Raw genomic sequence first — 14,956 nt, 5'->3', positions numbered from 1 at the left:
AATGCGAAATAGCGAGTGGAATCTAAAGCGTTGTGCCAGGCCATTGGCCCGATGTGACCATATTCTGCACTTCGGCAGTCAGAAACGCCGCGAAACGGCTTGTCAGGCGAGAGCCGGGGTGATTGAGCGGGGTCATCAGAACGAGTGTTCTGTCGATGATCGGCTGCTCGATCGGCCGCGCAATCAGCCGACCGGCGCGAATATCGGGCGTGACGCTGACGAGTGGCAGAACGGTGCTGCCGAGACCCCGGCCGACGAAATCCAGCATGGTCGGCAAGATGTCGATCTCCAACACGACGTTCAGATCGATCCGCTCCTCATGGGCGATAGTTTCGACACGCCCGCGCAGCCCGTGCTCGGGATTGGGCAGGATCAGCGGTTCCGTCAGGGCTTCACGGGTCGAAACCGGCACGCCATTTCGTGCGCCGTCAGTATCGGCGGACTGAACGAGAAATAGCCGCTCGATGATGATAGGCTGCGCCCTGATCGATGACGATTTCTGCCCTTCATAAGCAACGCCGAGATCGACCTTTCCTCGCAGCAGCCAGTCCTGAACATGACCGCTGAAACCGGAAATGATGCGCAGTTTGACGTTCGGAAAGGTCTGCATCGTCCGCTCGATCAGATGCGTTGCCAGAATTTCCGCGACCGTCGGCGGCAGTCCGAGCGTCACCGTGCCGCTCAAGGGTGTGCGGCTGCCGGAGATATCGCCGGCCAGTTCATCGAGATCGTCGAGGATCGCCTTGGCGCGGCGCGCCAGCTGAATCCCCTCTTCCGTCGGCATCACGCCGCGCCCGTGCCGACGCAGCAGGGATACATTCAGCTCTTCTTCCAAAGCCTTGACCTGACGGCTGAGGGCAGGTTGGGCGATATGCAGGCGTTCGGCCGCTGCCGTAATGCTGTTCAGTTCGACGATATAGATGAAATTGCGAAGCTGGCGGAATTCCATTCATGCCTCGTTTGTATCGCTGATATGTCTATAATGCATTTGAATTATGCCGGCCACTCCGACACTATTTTACATAGAGAAGGTCATTTTCTACTGTGCTGTCGTGCTGGCGCATGCTTAGATTGGCATTCGGTCGGAGGAGGACCGGCTAGTCGACGGACTTTCGCTCACCGGGAGGATTATTATGGACACCAAAATTCGTTTTGGGGCAGCGCTTGCTGGCCTTATGGCGCTGTCGATGGGTTCGGCAGCGGCTCAGGAACTGCCGGGCACCATGGTCTGGACGTCCTACGATGTCGGCTCGGCCGGCTATGCGGAGGCGTCGGCCATCGCCGATGCATTCGGCAGGGAATTCGGCACGCGCGTTCGCATCCAGCCATCGGGCAGCGGCATCGGCCGTTTGCAGCCGCTGCTACAGGGCCGGGCCGATTACGCCTTTCTGGCGACAGAAGCCTTCTTCGTAGCCGAAGGCGCATATGATTTCGCCAAGCCCGATTGGGGACCACACAATCTGCGAGCCGTGGCTGGCCGCCCGGCCGGTATCACGCTGATCGCTGCTGGCGACGCCGGCATCAACACCGTCGAGGATGCGCGGGGCAAGCGCATCGCCTTCGTCGCCGGCAATCCTTCGGTGAACGTGAAGTGCGAGGCTATCCTCGCTTTCGGTGGGCTGACCCTGGACGATGTCGAGGTGATTACCTTTCCGACCTATTCGTCGGCCATGTCGTCGATGACGCGCAACGAATCCGACGCCACCTGCACCACGCCCACCACCAGCCAGCTCTACGAACTGGCCGAAAGCCCGCGTGGCATTCAGTATGCGCCGCTCGAGGCGGACAACAAGGAAGGCTGGGACAAGCTTCTAAAGGTGCTGCCGATCATGGCGCCGTCCGATGAGGATGTAGCGGCTGGTCTGCCGGAAGGCGAAATCGCCAAGATGGCGGCCTACCGCTATCCGGTCATCACGACGACCGCTGAGAAGTCGGCGGACGAAGTCTACGCCTTCATCAAGGCGCTGGATGAAACCTACGACCTCTACAAGGACGGCACCGCCGCGATGAAGCGCTGGTCTCTCGATATGTCCGGTAAGCCGGCCATCGACGTGCCTTTCCACGAGGGCGCGGTTCGCTACCTCAAGGAAAAGGGTATCTGGACCGATGAGGACGAAGTCTGGAACCAGAAGCGTATCGAGCGGATGGATGCCATGGCGAAGGCTTGGGAAGAGTTCAAACCTCAAAATGAGAGCATGAGCGAAGAGGACTATACCGAAGCCTGGATGGCCAAGCGCGCCGAGGTCGCTGCCGGCCTGAACTGAGTGTCGCGCTCCTTCGGCCCCCGGCTCGGCATCGCCCGTCCGGGGGTCTTCCCTGTCAGATTTGGATATGCCGATGGCATCTGAAAGCAGCAAAGAAGGCCCTGCGGCGATTGCGCCGCCTCTCGACAAGCCGGTCGATCCATCCCGGCATGTCGCCATTCGCATCATCGTGATGGTGCTCGGCGCGATCGGTGTCGCGCTTGCTGTTAACCAGCAGTTCCTGCTGAATATTTTTGGATTTCAGCCGCTCGGCAACGCCTATCTCTATTATCTGATCGGCATTTTCCTGGCTCTGGCCTTTCTGACACTGCCGCTCAGCCCCAAACAGCCCGCCCGCTTCTGGTGGTTCGATATGGCTCTGGCCATCGCCGCACTTGTGACAGGAGGCTGGCTCGGCTTCCACGGGCTCGACATCATCCAGCGCGGTTGGGAATACGATGCTCCGCTGACCGCCGATGTCATGGCGGCGATCCTGATCCTGCTCGTTCTTGAAGGCGTTCGTCGCGCCGGCGGTCCGATCCTGCTCTTCACGGCGATCCTGTTCGGCACCTATCCCCTTTACGCCGATTACATGCCCGGTTTCCTGTGGGGCACGGAATACTCGCTGATCGGCACGATCCGCGCCCATGTGCTGGGCGTCGAGGCGATCATCGGCATCCCCATGCAGGTGGTGGCGGAACTGGTCATCGGCTTCGTCATTTTCGGCTCGGTGCTGGTCGCCACGAAGGGCAGCGAGTTCTTCATGGAACTGGCCTCCGCCCTTCTCGGCCATAGCCGGGGCGGCCCCGCCAAAGTCGCCGTGATGGGGTCCGGCATTCTGGGCTCGCTATCCGGCAGCGTCATCTCCAACATCCTGACCTCCGGCCCCTTCTCCATTCCGACGATGCGCCGTGTCGGCTATTCGGCCAATTACGCCGCGGCGATCGAAGCATGCGCGTCGACTGGTGCGACGCTGATGCCGCCAGTGATGGGGACTGTCGCTTTCGTCATGGCGTCCTTCCTCGGCGTGCAATATTCGACCATTGTGATCGCGGCGATCATTCCGGCGCTGCTCTTCTACGCCGCCCTTTTGTTCCAGGTAGACATGTATGCCGCCCGGCGCGGACTGGAGGGGCTGCCGCGCAGCGAAACCCCGCCGATCTGGCCGGTGCTGAAAAAGGGCTGGCCCTATCTTCTGAGTCTCGCTGTTCTGATCTTCGTGCTGATGGGCCTGCGCATGGAGGCGCGCTCGCCCTATTATGCCTCACTGGTCATGCTGGTCGCGACGAGTTTCCGCAAGGAGACCCGCATGACATTGGGCCGCGCCAAGGCGCTCCTGATCGACATTTCGACCAATATCGCGGCTCTTGTGGCTGTTCTCGCGGGCATCGGTCTCGTCATTGGCGGGCTCTCCTATACCGGCGTTGCCGGCGCGTTCTCGCGCGAACTGCTTCTCTACGCCGGCGGTAATACGGCCCTGATGCTGATCGCCGGTGCGGTAACGAGCTTCGTTCTCGGCATGGGAATGACCGTGACGGCCTGCTACATCTTCCTGTCGATCCTTCTCGCCCCGGCGCTGGTGCAGGCGGGGCTGAACCCGATCGCCAGCCACCTCTTCATCCTCTACTGGGGCATGCTGTCATACATCACGCCGCCGGTGGCGCTCGCCGCCATCACCGCCGCCAATGTCGCCGGGTCGAAGCCGATGCAGACCGGTTTCCACGCCATGCGTCTCGGAATGCCACTCTTTGTGCTGCCCTTCATCTTCGTCTACGATCCCGCGCTCATCATGCACGGTACATGGCTTGAGATCGTGGAGCGCATTGCGCTGACGCTTGTGGCGATCTGGGCGATCACCTCCGCCTTCGAAGGATGGGTCTACAGGGTCGGAAAGATCGGCGCCGTGAGCCGCGTCGCTTTCGGCATCGGCGGTATCCTCATTATCGTCCCGGAACTGTTGACGAGCCTGATCGGGGGTGGCGTCCTGGCCGCGGTGATCGCGATCAATTACGGAATCGGCTGGCGCAAAAGCGCCGCACAGGCATAAGGAAGACGATACGCAGATGGATAAGAGCGTCGCGGATCTGGCAAGTGCCGTCGCACCCATCACCGATGGCGCATCGCTGATGATCGGAGGCTTTGGGTCGTCCGGCATTCCATTCGGCCTGATCGACGCCCTGCTGGAAACGGGAGTGAGCGGGCTGACCGTTATTTCCAACAATGCGGGCGCGGAAGAAACCGGCATCGCCAAGCTGCTGAAGGCTGGCATGGTGGCCAAGGTGATCTGCTCCTACCCGCGCTCGCCCGGGTCCGTCTGGTTCGAACGGCGCTACGAGGCCGGCGAGATCGAACTGGAGGTCGTGCCTCAGGGTACGCTGGCCGAGCGCATTCGCGCGGCGGGCGCGGGTCTCGGCGGTTTTCTAACCCCGACGGCTTACGGCACGCTACTGGCCGAGGGTAAGGAAACCAGGATCATCGACGGACGCGGCTATGTGATGGAAGCGCCCCTGCACGCCGATTTTGCCCTGTTGAGGGCAGAGCGCGGCGACAAATGGGGCAACCTCAGCTTCCACGCCACCGCCCGCAACTTCAACCCGGTCATGGCGACCGCCGCCAGACACGCCATCGTTGAGGTGCGGCATCTGTCGGATACGCCGCTCGATCCGGAAACGGTGGTAACGCCCGGCATTTTCGTCCAGAGCGTCGTGGAATACGGGGTACGGCCATGAAGTCCCTGATCGACAGCCAGTTGGCGGCGCGCGTGGCGCAGGACATTCCGGACGGCTCCTACGTCAATCTGGGCATTGGCAAGCCGACCCACGTTTCGGGCCATGTGCCGGAAGGCCGCGAGGTCATCTATCATTCAGAAAACGGCATTCTCGGCGTCGGCCCGACCCCCGAAAAGGGCACCGAAGATCTCGAACTGATCGACGCCAGCAAGCGCTATATCACCACTGCACCGGGCGCGGCCTTTTTCGAGCACTCCGACAGTTTCGCGATGATGCGCGGCGGCCATATCGATATCGCCGTCCTCGGCGCGTACCAGGTTGCAGAAAACGGCGATCTGGCCAACTGGGCGACGTTAGACGAAAAGTTTCCACCGGCAGTGGGCGGGGCCATGGACCTCGTCGTCGGCGTGCCGACCGTGCTCGTCATGATGAAGCACGTCGACCGCGACGGCAGCCCGAAGCTCCTGAAGGAATGCACCTATCCGCTCACCGGCCTCGGCGTGGTCAGTCGCGTCTATACCGATCTGGCTGTGCTCGACGTGACGCCGGACGGCTTCCGGCTGGTCGAACTGACCGAGGGCAACAGCCTTGAAGAGGTCCAGTCTGTCACGGAAGCAAAGATCCTGACCTGATGGGACGGAACGAAACAGCACCCGAGAACGGCCAACCCGCAATGGCTCATCCAGTCCAAAATAATGTGCCGGATAGTCGTGGCCAGAACGCCTATCGCGCCGATCCAGCCTTCGCGGCGCTTCTGTCGATTTATCTGCCAGAGGAGCTTTGCCCGGTTCTGGAACCGCAACTTGACCGGATGGGCGAACTGGTCGGCGACCGTCTGGAACGGCTCGCGCTGACGGCGGACAGGAACCCGCCGACCCTGACGCTGCGCAACCGCACTGGCGAGCCCTGCCAGACAATCGAGAAGCATCCCGCCTATGAAGAGATGGAACACATTGCCTTCGGTGAATTCGGCCTGGCGGCGATGTCCCATCGCGGCGGCGTGTTCGGCCGAAACGACTCGCTGCACCCGATGGCGAAATATGCGCTGGTTTATCTGTTCGTGCAGGCGGAATTCGGGCTCTGCTGCCCGCTCAGCATGACGGATTCGTTGACGCGCACGCTGCGCAAATTCGGCTCCGAGGAACTTATCGGCCGCTATCTGGACCGCTTGACCAGCCAGGATATGGATGCGCTTTACCAAGGCGCGATGTTCATGACCGAGCAGGCGGCGGGGTCCGATGTCGGCGCGGTGGAGACGGTGGCGCGGCACGAGGATAGTGTCTGGAAACTCTACGGCGACAAATGGTTCTGCTCCAACCCTGACGCGGCGCTGGCGATGGTTCTGGCCCGGCCCGAAGGCGCAGGGTCGGGAACGAAGGGCCTGTCGCTGTTTCTGCTGCCGCGTCATATGCCCGATGGCGCGTTGAACGCCTATCGGATCGTGCGTTTGAAAGACAAGATGGGCACCCGCTCCATGGCGTCCGGCGAAATCGTGCTGGAAGGCGCGGAGGCCTATCTGGTGGGCGATGCAGGGCAGGGTTTCAAGCAGATGACCGACATGATCAACATGTCGCGTCTGGCCAACGGCGTGCGCAGCGCCGGGCTGATGCGCCGTTCGGTGTCGGAGGCCCTGTTCATCGCCCGCTACCGCAACGCCTTCGGCAGGCGGTTGATCGACATGCCGCTGATGCGCCGGCAATTGGCCAAGATGCTGCTGCCGGCGGAGCAGGCGCGCAGCATGGTGTTTCATACCGCTCTCGTGCTGAACGCGGCGGATCGTGGCGACCGGACCATGGCGCAGGTGCTGCGCATCCTGACGCCGCTCATCAAATTCCGCGCCTGTCGCGACGCGCGCAAGGTGGCTGGCGACGCCATGGAGGTGCGCGGCGGCTGCGGCTATATTGAGGAATGGTCGGATGCGCGGGTGCTGCGCGATGCCCATCTCGGTTCGATCTGGGAAGGCACCAGCAATATCGTCGCGCTCGATGTCGTCCGCGCGGCGCAGCGTGAAGGGGCGCTGGAGGCGCTGACGAATTATCTCCGGTCCTGCTTCGAAGAGGTCAATGACGAGCTGGCAGGCCCGATCCGCGAGGCGCTGGTCCGTGCTGGCGATCTGATGACAGCTGTTTCGCAAGGCGGGCCGTCAGGCGAAGCGGAGACGAGACGGGCGGCAACGGCGCTCTACAACGCGGCCTCGGCGGTCTTCCTCGCTTGGGAAAGCGCGCAACTTGCAGATGCCGCGCCGGACATCGCGGCGGATCGCGGAAGGCTGGCCGGCATGGTGCTGACCGAACGGCTCAGCGCTCGCGATCCGATTGCACCAGCGTCGGCGGAGCCGGACTGGCTGCCCGCCCTTCTGATGCGTGCCGGACACGATGAAGGCGACGCGGTTATGGCAGCCGAATGAAACAGGACAGGACGATCGCGCAAAAGCTCGGCGCCTTTGCGGCCGGGCCGGTCGATACCGACGAACGCATGGCGCGTTTCGTCCGCTTTTCGCTCTTCGACTGGGCAAGCGTCGGACTGGCGGGGATGGGCGAACCCGTTTCGCGGGCGGCGTGCAAAATGGCGCTGGAGGCCGCCGCCTCATCGAACGGCGCGACCCTTTTCGGCGGCGGAACGGTCTCTGCATCCGCCGCTGCGCTGGCCAATGGCGCGACGAGCCATGCTCTTGATTATGACGACACCCATTTCGGCCATATCGGCCACCCGAGCGTCGCCATCATGCCTGCCGCTCTGGCCATGGCCGAGACGCGGCAGGCGGATGGCGCGACCCTTCTCGACGCCTTGGCTGTCGGGCTGGAGATCGCCTGCCGGATCGGCGCGTGGCTGGGCCGGTCGCACTACGAGGCGGGTTTCCATCAGACCGGCACCTCCGGCGCATTCGGCGCGGCCGCCGCCGCCGGGCGGGTTCTGGGTCTCGATGAAATGCGGATGGCCCACGCGCTGAGCCTGACGGCAACCCGCGCCGCCGGACTGAAGAGCCAGTTCGGCACGATGGGCAAGCCGCTCAATGCCGGCTTTGCCGCCGAGACGGGCGTCACATGCGCGCTGCTGGCCGAAGCCGGCGCACAATCGACACCGGAGGCCATCGAAGGGTCCCAGGGTTTCGGCCCGACCCATGCCGGCACGGCGCAGGACAGCGCATTCCGGGCGCTGGGCCAGGATTGGCTGTTTCCGGACATTTCCTACAAGTTTCACGCCTGCTGCCACGGTCTTCACGCCATGTTGGAAGCGGTGCGAGCGCTTCTCGCCGAGGGTCTGGACCCCGGCGATGTCGAGGCGGTGACGATCCGCACCCATCCCCGCTGGCTCGCCGTCTGCAACCAGCCGGAGCCGCAGACGGGGCTGCAGGCCAAATTCAGTTATCGGCTGACGGCGGCGATGGCGCTGGCCGGGATCGATACCGCCGCGCTCGACGTCTATGACGACGAGACCTGCGCCCGGCCCGATCTGGTCGCCCTTCGAGATCGCGTAACGGTGATCGCCGACGACAGCCTGTCCGATAGCGAGGCGCATGTGACGGTCATCACGAACGCCTCAGAAGAGCGGAGCGCGCACCACGATATTCTTGCGCTTACCGATATCGATGTCATCGAGAAACGGCTCCGTGAGAAGTCGCGAACCTTGATCGGCGAGGACGAGGCGGCGGCGCTCTGGAACGCGGCGGAGGCGATCGAGGGGTCGAGCGGTTTCTCTACGCTGATCGGGCGGATGGGCGTGACCGCGCCGTCCGACTGACGAGGCGCGGCGCATTCCGCCTCAATCGGAAAGGCGGTTTCTGACCTGAAACAGGTCGCGCTGCGCCTTCACCAGATCGGCAATGAAGCCCATGACAGTCTGAATTCGTGCCGAATTGCGCGCGTCCAGATGGGCCATGATCCAGAAGGTGCGGACCAGTTCGACCTCTTGCGGCAGAACGGCCACGAGATCGGCATCGTTCGCCGCCATGAAATCCGGTAGGATGCAGAGCCCCGCGCCGGCCTTTGCTGCATTCAGCTGGGCGAAGAGATTGGTGCTGGAAAGGCGGGGCGTCAGCCCATCGCCGATCTGGCCCAGATAATCGAGTTGCGGCGTGAAGATCAGTTCTGGAATGTAGCCGATCAGCGGGTGGCGGGCAATCGCGGCGAGGTCGTCGATCGGCCCGTTTTCGCTCACATAGGAGCGGGCCGCATAGACATGCAGCGTGTAGTCGGTCAGCTTCCGGGAAAAGAGCCGGCCCCGGTCTGGCCGCTCCAGGCCGATGGCGATGTCGGCCTCGCGCTTGGTCAGGCTGAAAACACGCGGCATGGCGACGATCTGCAGTTCCAGTTCGGGGTGGCGGAGCGTCAGTTCGCCGATGCGTGGCGCCAGGAAGAGCGAGCCGAAACCGTCCGGCGCGCCAATGCGCACCACGCCGCTGACGGAAAAGCGGTCGCCGGCCAGATCGTTCTCGATGCTGGCGGCGGAACTTTCGATCGCTTCGGCCTGAACGACCAGCCTTTCGCCAGCGTCGGTCAGTGAATAACCGCGCGGCGAGCGCATGAAGAGATCGGCGCCGAGCCGGCTTTCCAGCGCCGTGATGCGCCGGCTGACGGTCGCGTGATCGGTGCCCATGCGACGCGCAGCCGCCGTCAGCCGCCCGGTGCGGGCGACTGAGAGGAAATAACGCAGATCGTCCCAGTCAAAAGCCATTCATATGCGTATATCCGCACAACCGATGCGCACTCAAGTCTATGGCTTTGCCAAACTGCGCGTATAGAATAGGCCCAAACACGATTGGGAGGACGAGCATGTACAAGATCGGACATTTTGTCGGCGGCGCGCGGATCGAGGGCATGAGCGGCCGTCATTCCGACATCTTCAACCCGGCGACGGGCGAGGTTCAGGGCAAGGTCGCGCTCGCCAGCGCGGATGAGCTGAACGCCGCCGTCGAGAACGCGAAGGCGGCGCAGCCCGATTGGGCCGCGACCAATCCGCAGAAGCGCGCCCGCGTGATGATGAAGTTCGTCGACCTTCTGCATCGCGACATGGACAAGCTGGCCGAGGCGCTGTCGCGCGAGCACGGCAAGACGCTGCCGGACGCCAAGGGCGACGTCATTCGCGGCCTCGAAGTCGCCGAGTTCTGCATCGGCGCGCCGCATCTGCTCAAGGGCGAGTTCAGCGAAGGCGCGGGGCCGGGCATCGATATTCATTCGGTGCGCCAGCCGCTCGGCGTCGTTGCCGGCATCACGCCTTTCAATTTCCCGGCCATGATCCCGATGTGGAAGTTCTGCCCGGCCATCGCAGCCGGCAACGCCTTCATCCTGAAGCCGTCCGAGCGGGACCCGTCGGTGCCGATGATGCTGGCTGAACTGATGATGGAAGCGGGCCTGCCTGCCGGCATCCTCAATGTCGTCAATGGCGATAAGGGCGCGGTCGACGGCATTCTGGACCATCCGGACGTTCATGCGGTTGGCTTCGTCGGCTCAACGCCCATCGCCGAATATGTCTATACGCGGGCCTGCGCCAACGGAAAGCGCGCCCAGTGCTTCGGCGGGGCCAAGAACCATATGCTGATCCTGCCGGATGCGGACATGGACCAGGCGGTCGACGCGCTGGTCGGTGCGGGCTACGGCGCTGCTGGCGAGCGCTGCATGGCGGTGTCCGTCGCCGTGCCGGTGGGCGAGGAGACGGCCGACAGGCTGATGGAGAAGCTGACGCCGCGTGTCGAGAACCTGAAGATCGCGCCCTATACGGCGGGCGACGACGCCGATTTCGGCCCGCTCGTCACCAAGGAGGCCCATGCCCGTGTGAAGGGCTATGTCGACAAGGGTGTCGAGGAAGGCGCCAAGCTCGTCGTCGACGGCCGCGACTTCTCCATGCAGGGCTACGAGGACGGCTACTTCATCGGCGGCTGCCTGTTCGACAATGTCACCAAGGACATGACGATCTACAAGGAAGAGATCTTCGGCCCGGTTCTGTCGGTCGTCCGCGCCAAGACCTATGACGAGGCGCTCGATCTGGCGATGACCCACGAATACGGCAATGGCGTCGCGATCTACACGCGCGACGGCGATGCCGCCCGCGATTTCGCTTCGCGCATCAATGTCGGCATGGTCGGCATCAACGTGCCGATCCCGGTGCCGCTCGCCTACTACACCTTCGGCGGCTGGAAGCGTTCCGGCTTCGGCGATCTCAACCAGCACGGGCCGGACGCCTTCCGCTTCTACACCAAGACCAAGACGATCACCTCGCGCTGGCCGTCCGGCATCAAGGATGGCGCGGATTTCGTGATTCCGACCATGGGTTGACGGTCGGACGAAGCGGGTACGACAAGCGCTAGCGGAGGAGAGCGGCTATGGATTTCGAACTGAACGACGAACAGCGCGCCATTCAGGAGATGGCGCAATCCTTCGCGGAGGAGCAGCTTGCGCCCCATGCGCTGGAATGGGACCAGACGGGCACCTTTCCCGATGAGGTCGTCCGGTCCGTCGGCGAATTGGGCCTTGCCGGCATCTATGTCCGCGAGGATGTCGGCGGGTCGGGCCTCGGCCGCCTCGACGCCGCGCTCGTCTTCGAGGCGCTGGCGACCGGTTGCCCGACCATCGGCTCGTTCATCTCGATCCACAATATGTGCGCCTGGATGATCGACCGGTTCGGCACCGAGGAGCAGCGGCTGGAATGGGTGCCGAAGCTCTGTTCGATGGAGCTGGTCGCCTCCTACTGCCTCACCGAGCCGGGCTCCGGATCCGACGCCGCCGCGCTCAAGACAAAGGCGCAGACGAGTGGCAATGGCTGGAAGCTGAACGGTGCCAAATCCTTCATTTCCGGCGGCGACTATTCCGATCTCTACATCGCCATGGTCCGCACGGGCGAGGACGGCCCGAAGGGCATTTCGGCGGTGCTGGTCGAGAAGGGGGCGGAAGGCCTGTCCTTCGGCGCGCAGGAGAAGAAGATGGGCTGGCGGGCGCAGCCGACCTCCGAAGTCCGCTTCGACGATTGCGCCATCCCGGGCGATCATCTGCTCGGCGAGGAGGGCAAGGGCTTCCGCTATGCGATGGCGGGCCTCGATGGCGGGCGGATCAACATCGCGGCGGGTGCGCTCGGCGGCGCGCAGTGCGCGCTCGACAAGGCGGTGGCCTATGCCAAAGAGCGCAGCGCCTTCGGCCAGCCAATTGCGAACTTCCAGTCGCTCCAGTTCAAGCTCGCCGATATGGAGACGGAACTGCAGGCAGCGCGCATCTTTCTCTACCAGGCGGCGTCCAAGCTGGACGCCGGCGCGCCGGATGCCACAAAATTCTGCGCAATGGCCAAGCGCTTCGTGACCGATGTCTCCTTCCGCGTCGCCAATGAGGCGCTGCAGATCCATGGTGGCTACGGCTATCTCGCCGATTACGGAGTGGAGAAGATCGTCCGCGATCTGCGCGTTCATCAGATCCTGGAAGGCACCAACGAGATCATGCGGATGATCGTCGCGCGGCATCTGCTGGCGGAGCACTGAATTGGCGGACGAACAGGAGATTTTCATCCGAAAGGCCGGCCGCACCGGACGCATCACGCTGAACCGGCCGAAGGCGCTGAACGCACTGACCTACGAGATGGCGCTTGCCATCGACGAGGCGCTCGACCGCTGGCAGGCGGAGGGATCGGTCGATTTGATCGTGATCGATGCGGAAGGCGACAAGGCGTTCTGCGCCGGTGGCGACCTGACCGAACTCTACCGGCGCGGCAAGAATGGCGATTTCGCCTATGGCCGGCAGTTCTGGTCTGACGAATACCGGCTGAACGCCAAGATCGCCAATTCTCACGTACCCTACATCTCGGTGATGGACGGCATCACGATGGGTGGCGGCGTCGGTATTTCGGCTCATGGCTCGCATCGTATCGTCACCGAGCGCTCGATGATCGCCATGCCGGAATGCGGCATTGGTCTGGTTCCTGACGTCGGCGGCAGTCTTCTTCTGGCCAGGGCGCCCGGTCATCTGGGCGAATTTCTCGCCATGACCGGATGGCGCATGAATGGCGCGGACTCAATTTTCGCCGGTTTTGCCGACCTCTATTGCGACGCGTCGGACGTGCCGGCCCTGATCGGTGAACTGGAAGGCGGCGCCGATATCGCAATTCTTGCCGACCGGGCATCCGATGCGCCGGACGCGCCGCTCGAAGCCCAGCGAGAGACGATCGACGGCCATTTCCATCATGAAACGGCGCTGGAATGCCTCCAGTCGCTCGAAGCGGATTCGTCCGAATTCGCGCAGAAGGCAGCGGCGATGGCCAGGAAGGCCTGCCCGCTATCGGTGGCCTGTGCCTTCGCGATGATCCGCAAGGCGCGCGACTTTTCGACCGTCGAGGAGGCGCTCGCCCACGAATATCGCTTCACATACCGCTCGCAGTCGGACGGCCAGTTTATCGAAGGCGTACGTGCGCTCATCATCGAGAAGGACCGCGATCCCAAATGGCGGCCCGACAGGCTCGAAGAAATCGATCCGACGCAGGTGGAACAGATGCTGGCGGCGCTCGGCGATGATGAATGGACGGCAATGGGAGGAGAAGACCGGTGAGTACAATCGCATTTATCGGCCTGGGCAATATGGGTTTGCCGATGGCCATCAATCTGACGAAGGCCGGGCACGACCTGACCGTGTTCGACCGGGTCGAGACGGCCATGCAGAAGGCCGCCGATGAGGGCATGAAGCGTGCCGCCAGCGGTGCCGAAGCGGTCGCCGATGCCGATATTATCGTCACCATGCTGCCCAATGGCGACATCGTGCAGAAGGTCTTCGAGGAAATCGTGCCGGCGGCGAAGAATGGGGCAGTCGTCATCGACTGTTCGACTATCGATGTCGCCAGCGCGCGCAAGGCGCACGAAATGGCGTCCGCGGCCGGTCTTCTGCCGATCGATGCGCCGGTGTCCGGCGGCACGGGCGGCGCTGCGGCGGGCACCCTCACCTTCATGGTGGGCGGTTCGAACGAAGCGTTCGACAAGGCGTCCCCCATTCTCGACATTATGGGCGGAAAGCTTGTGCACTGCGGAGAAGGCGGCGCCGGCCAGGCGGCCAAGATCTGCAACAACATGCTGCTCGGCATTTCGATGATCGGCGCGTGCGAAGCCTTTGCGCTTGCCGAAAAGCTCGGCCTGTCCGCACAGTCCGCCTTCGACGTGATTTCGACGTCTTCGGGTTTCTGCTGGTCGGTCAACAATTACTGCCCGGTGCCGGGCGTCGGCCCGCAAAGCCCGGCGGACAATGATTACAAGCCCGGCTTCGCGGCGGAACTGATGGCCAAGGACCTTGGGCTGTCCCAGCAGGCAGCGGAAAATGCCGGTCAGGCGACACCGATGGGCCGGCACGCGCTGGACCTCTACCGGCGCTTTATCGAGGAAGGCGGAGAGGGTAAGGATTTCTCCGGCATTATCGAGCATCTGAAGGCGGCCGGACGAAGCTGAACGGCGCCATGCGTTCGGGCTTCGACTAGCGTCGTGACGTTATTTCCGTCGCGGCGCTTGCTCCCTTTCGGCTCGCATGGTGAAACATCCCATCAGTTGCCGGGCGGAGAGGAAAGCATCATGTCTCAGGAACAGGTCAGAGCGGAAAAGAACGTCAAGGATGACGGCGCGTTTGTCTGGTCCGACCCATTCCTCTTGGACGCCCAGTTGACCGAAGAAGAGCGGATGATCCGCGATACGGCGGCGGCCTTCGCCGAGGACCGGCTGCTGCCGCGCGTGACCGACGCCTATCTTGAGGAGACCACCGATCCGGCGATCTTCGCCGAGATGGGGCAGGCGGGTCTGCTGGGCGTGACGGTGCCGGAAGAGTATGGCGGCGTCGGCGCCGGCTATGTCGCCTATGGTCTCGTCGCCCGCGAGGTGGAGCGGATCGATAGCGGCTACCGGTCGATGATGAGCGTGCAGTCCTCCTTGGTCATGCACCCGATTTATGCCTACGGCTCCGAAGAGCAGCGCAGGAAATACCTGCCGAAGCTGGCCTCGGGCGAATGGATCGGCTGTTTCGGCCTGACCGAGCC

At 63.3% G+C, this 14,956-nt stretch carries 13 protein-coding genes; 11 read left to right on the top strand and 2 right to left on the bottom strand.

Annotation, left to right across the window (positions count from 1 at the left end; genetic code table 11):
* Positions 1 to 22 precede the first annotated feature (22 nt).
* A complete protein-coding gene (locus tag B7H23_RS00065) occupies positions 23 to 949 on the bottom strand; it encodes a LysR family transcriptional regulator (RefSeq protein WP_094075398.1) in 927 nt (308 codons plus the stop codon).
* Between the two features lie 184 nt (positions 950 to 1,133).
* Here B7H23_RS00065 and B7H23_RS00060 point away from each other — a divergent pair, with 184 nt between their 5' ends.
* The 6 genes from B7H23_RS00060 (at position 1,134) to B7H23_RS00035 (ending at position 8,713) form a co-directional block, all read left to right on the top strand.
* On the top strand, positions 1,134 to 2,264 hold the full coding sequence (locus B7H23_RS00060; RefSeq protein WP_094075397.1) for a TAXI family TRAP transporter solute-binding subunit: 1,131 nt from the start codon (positions 1,134 to 1,136) through the stop codon (positions 2,262 to 2,264).
* A 73-nt stretch (positions 2,265 to 2,337) separates the two neighbouring features.
* Positions 2,338 to 4,290 carry a TRAP transporter permease gene (locus B7H23_RS00055; RefSeq protein WP_206608835.1) on the top strand — a complete coding sequence of 651 codons (1,953 nt, stop codon included), beginning with the start codon at positions 2,338 to 2,340 and terminating at the stop codon, positions 4,288 to 4,290.
* 16 nt (positions 4,291 to 4,306) lie between these two features.
* Positions 4,307 to 4,972 (top strand): 3-oxoacid CoA-transferase subunit A, encoded by a 666-nt coding sequence (locus B7H23_RS00050; protein WP_094075396.1) that lies wholly within the window; start codon positions 4,307 to 4,309, stop codon positions 4,970 to 4,972.
* Positions 4,969 to 5,604: a 3-oxoacid CoA-transferase subunit B gene (locus B7H23_RS00045; RefSeq protein ID WP_094075395.1), complete on the top strand. Its 636-nt coding sequence runs from the start codon at positions 4,969 to 4,971 to the stop codon at positions 5,602 to 5,604. Before B7H23_RS00050 ends, B7H23_RS00045 begins: the two co-directional genes overlap by 4 nt.
* Before the next feature lie 41 nt (positions 5,605 to 5,645).
* Positions 5,646 to 7,379 carry an acyl-CoA dehydrogenase family protein gene (locus B7H23_RS00040; protein WP_094075394.1) on the top strand — a complete coding sequence of 578 codons (1,734 nt, stop codon included), beginning with the start codon at positions 5,646 to 5,648 and terminating at the stop codon, positions 7,377 to 7,379.
* Positions 7,376 to 8,713 carry an MmgE/PrpD family protein gene (locus B7H23_RS00035; protein WP_094075393.1) on the top strand — a complete coding sequence of 446 codons (1,338 nt, stop codon included), beginning with the start codon at positions 7,376 to 7,378 and terminating at the stop codon, positions 8,711 to 8,713. Before B7H23_RS00040 ends, B7H23_RS00035 begins: the two co-directional genes overlap by 4 nt.
* A 21-nt stretch (positions 8,714 to 8,734) precedes the next feature.
* On the opposite strand, the gene B7H23_RS00030 is transcribed toward B7H23_RS00035, so the two are convergent.
* Positions 8,735 to 9,646 carry a LysR family transcriptional regulator gene (locus B7H23_RS00030; RefSeq protein ID WP_094075392.1) on the bottom strand — a complete coding sequence of 304 codons (912 nt, stop codon included), beginning with the start codon at positions 9,644 to 9,646 and terminating at the stop codon, positions 8,735 to 8,737.
* Between the two features lie 98 nt (positions 9,647 to 9,744).
* Here B7H23_RS00030 and B7H23_RS00025 point away from each other — a divergent pair, with 98 nt between their 5' ends.
* The 5 genes from B7H23_RS00025 to B7H23_RS00005 all read left to right on the top strand — a co-directional run.
* Entirely contained in the window at positions 9,745 to 11,244 is a 1,500-nt protein-coding gene (locus B7H23_RS00025) for a CoA-acylating methylmalonate-semialdehyde dehydrogenase (protein WP_094075391.1), read from the top strand.
* Positions 11,245 to 11,291: 47 nt separating this feature from the next.
* Complete coding sequence (locus tag B7H23_RS00020) at positions 11,292 to 12,434, top strand: acyl-CoA dehydrogenase family protein (protein WP_094075390.1); 1,143 nt, start codon at positions 11,292 to 11,294, stop codon at positions 12,432 to 12,434.
* 1 nt (position 12,435) lies between these two features.
* On the top strand, positions 12,436 to 13,494 hold the full coding sequence (locus B7H23_RS00015; RefSeq protein ID WP_094075389.1) for an enoyl-CoA hydratase/isomerase family protein: 1,059 nt from the start codon (positions 12,436 to 12,438) through the stop codon (positions 13,492 to 13,494).
* Entirely contained in the window at positions 13,491 to 14,378 is an 888-nt protein-coding gene (mmsB, locus tag B7H23_RS00010; protein WP_173861864.1) for a 3-hydroxyisobutyrate dehydrogenase, read from the top strand. Before B7H23_RS00015 ends, mmsB begins: the two co-directional genes overlap by 4 nt.
* A 120-nt stretch (positions 14,379 to 14,498) precedes the next feature.
* A partial coding sequence (locus B7H23_RS00005) for an acyl-CoA dehydrogenase family protein (RefSeq protein ID WP_173861863.1) occupies positions 14,499 to 14,956 on the top strand: 458 nt, incomplete at its 3' end.

This window comes from Notoacmeibacter marinus (assembly GCF_002238045.1).
In the GTDB taxonomy this organism is placed as follows: domain Bacteria; phylum Pseudomonadota; class Alphaproteobacteria; order Rhizobiales; family Rhizobiaceae; genus Notoacmeibacter; species Notoacmeibacter marinus.
The sequence above is the reverse complement of the archived record's forward strand: the minus strand, read 5'-3'. Positions and strand labels throughout refer to the sequence as shown.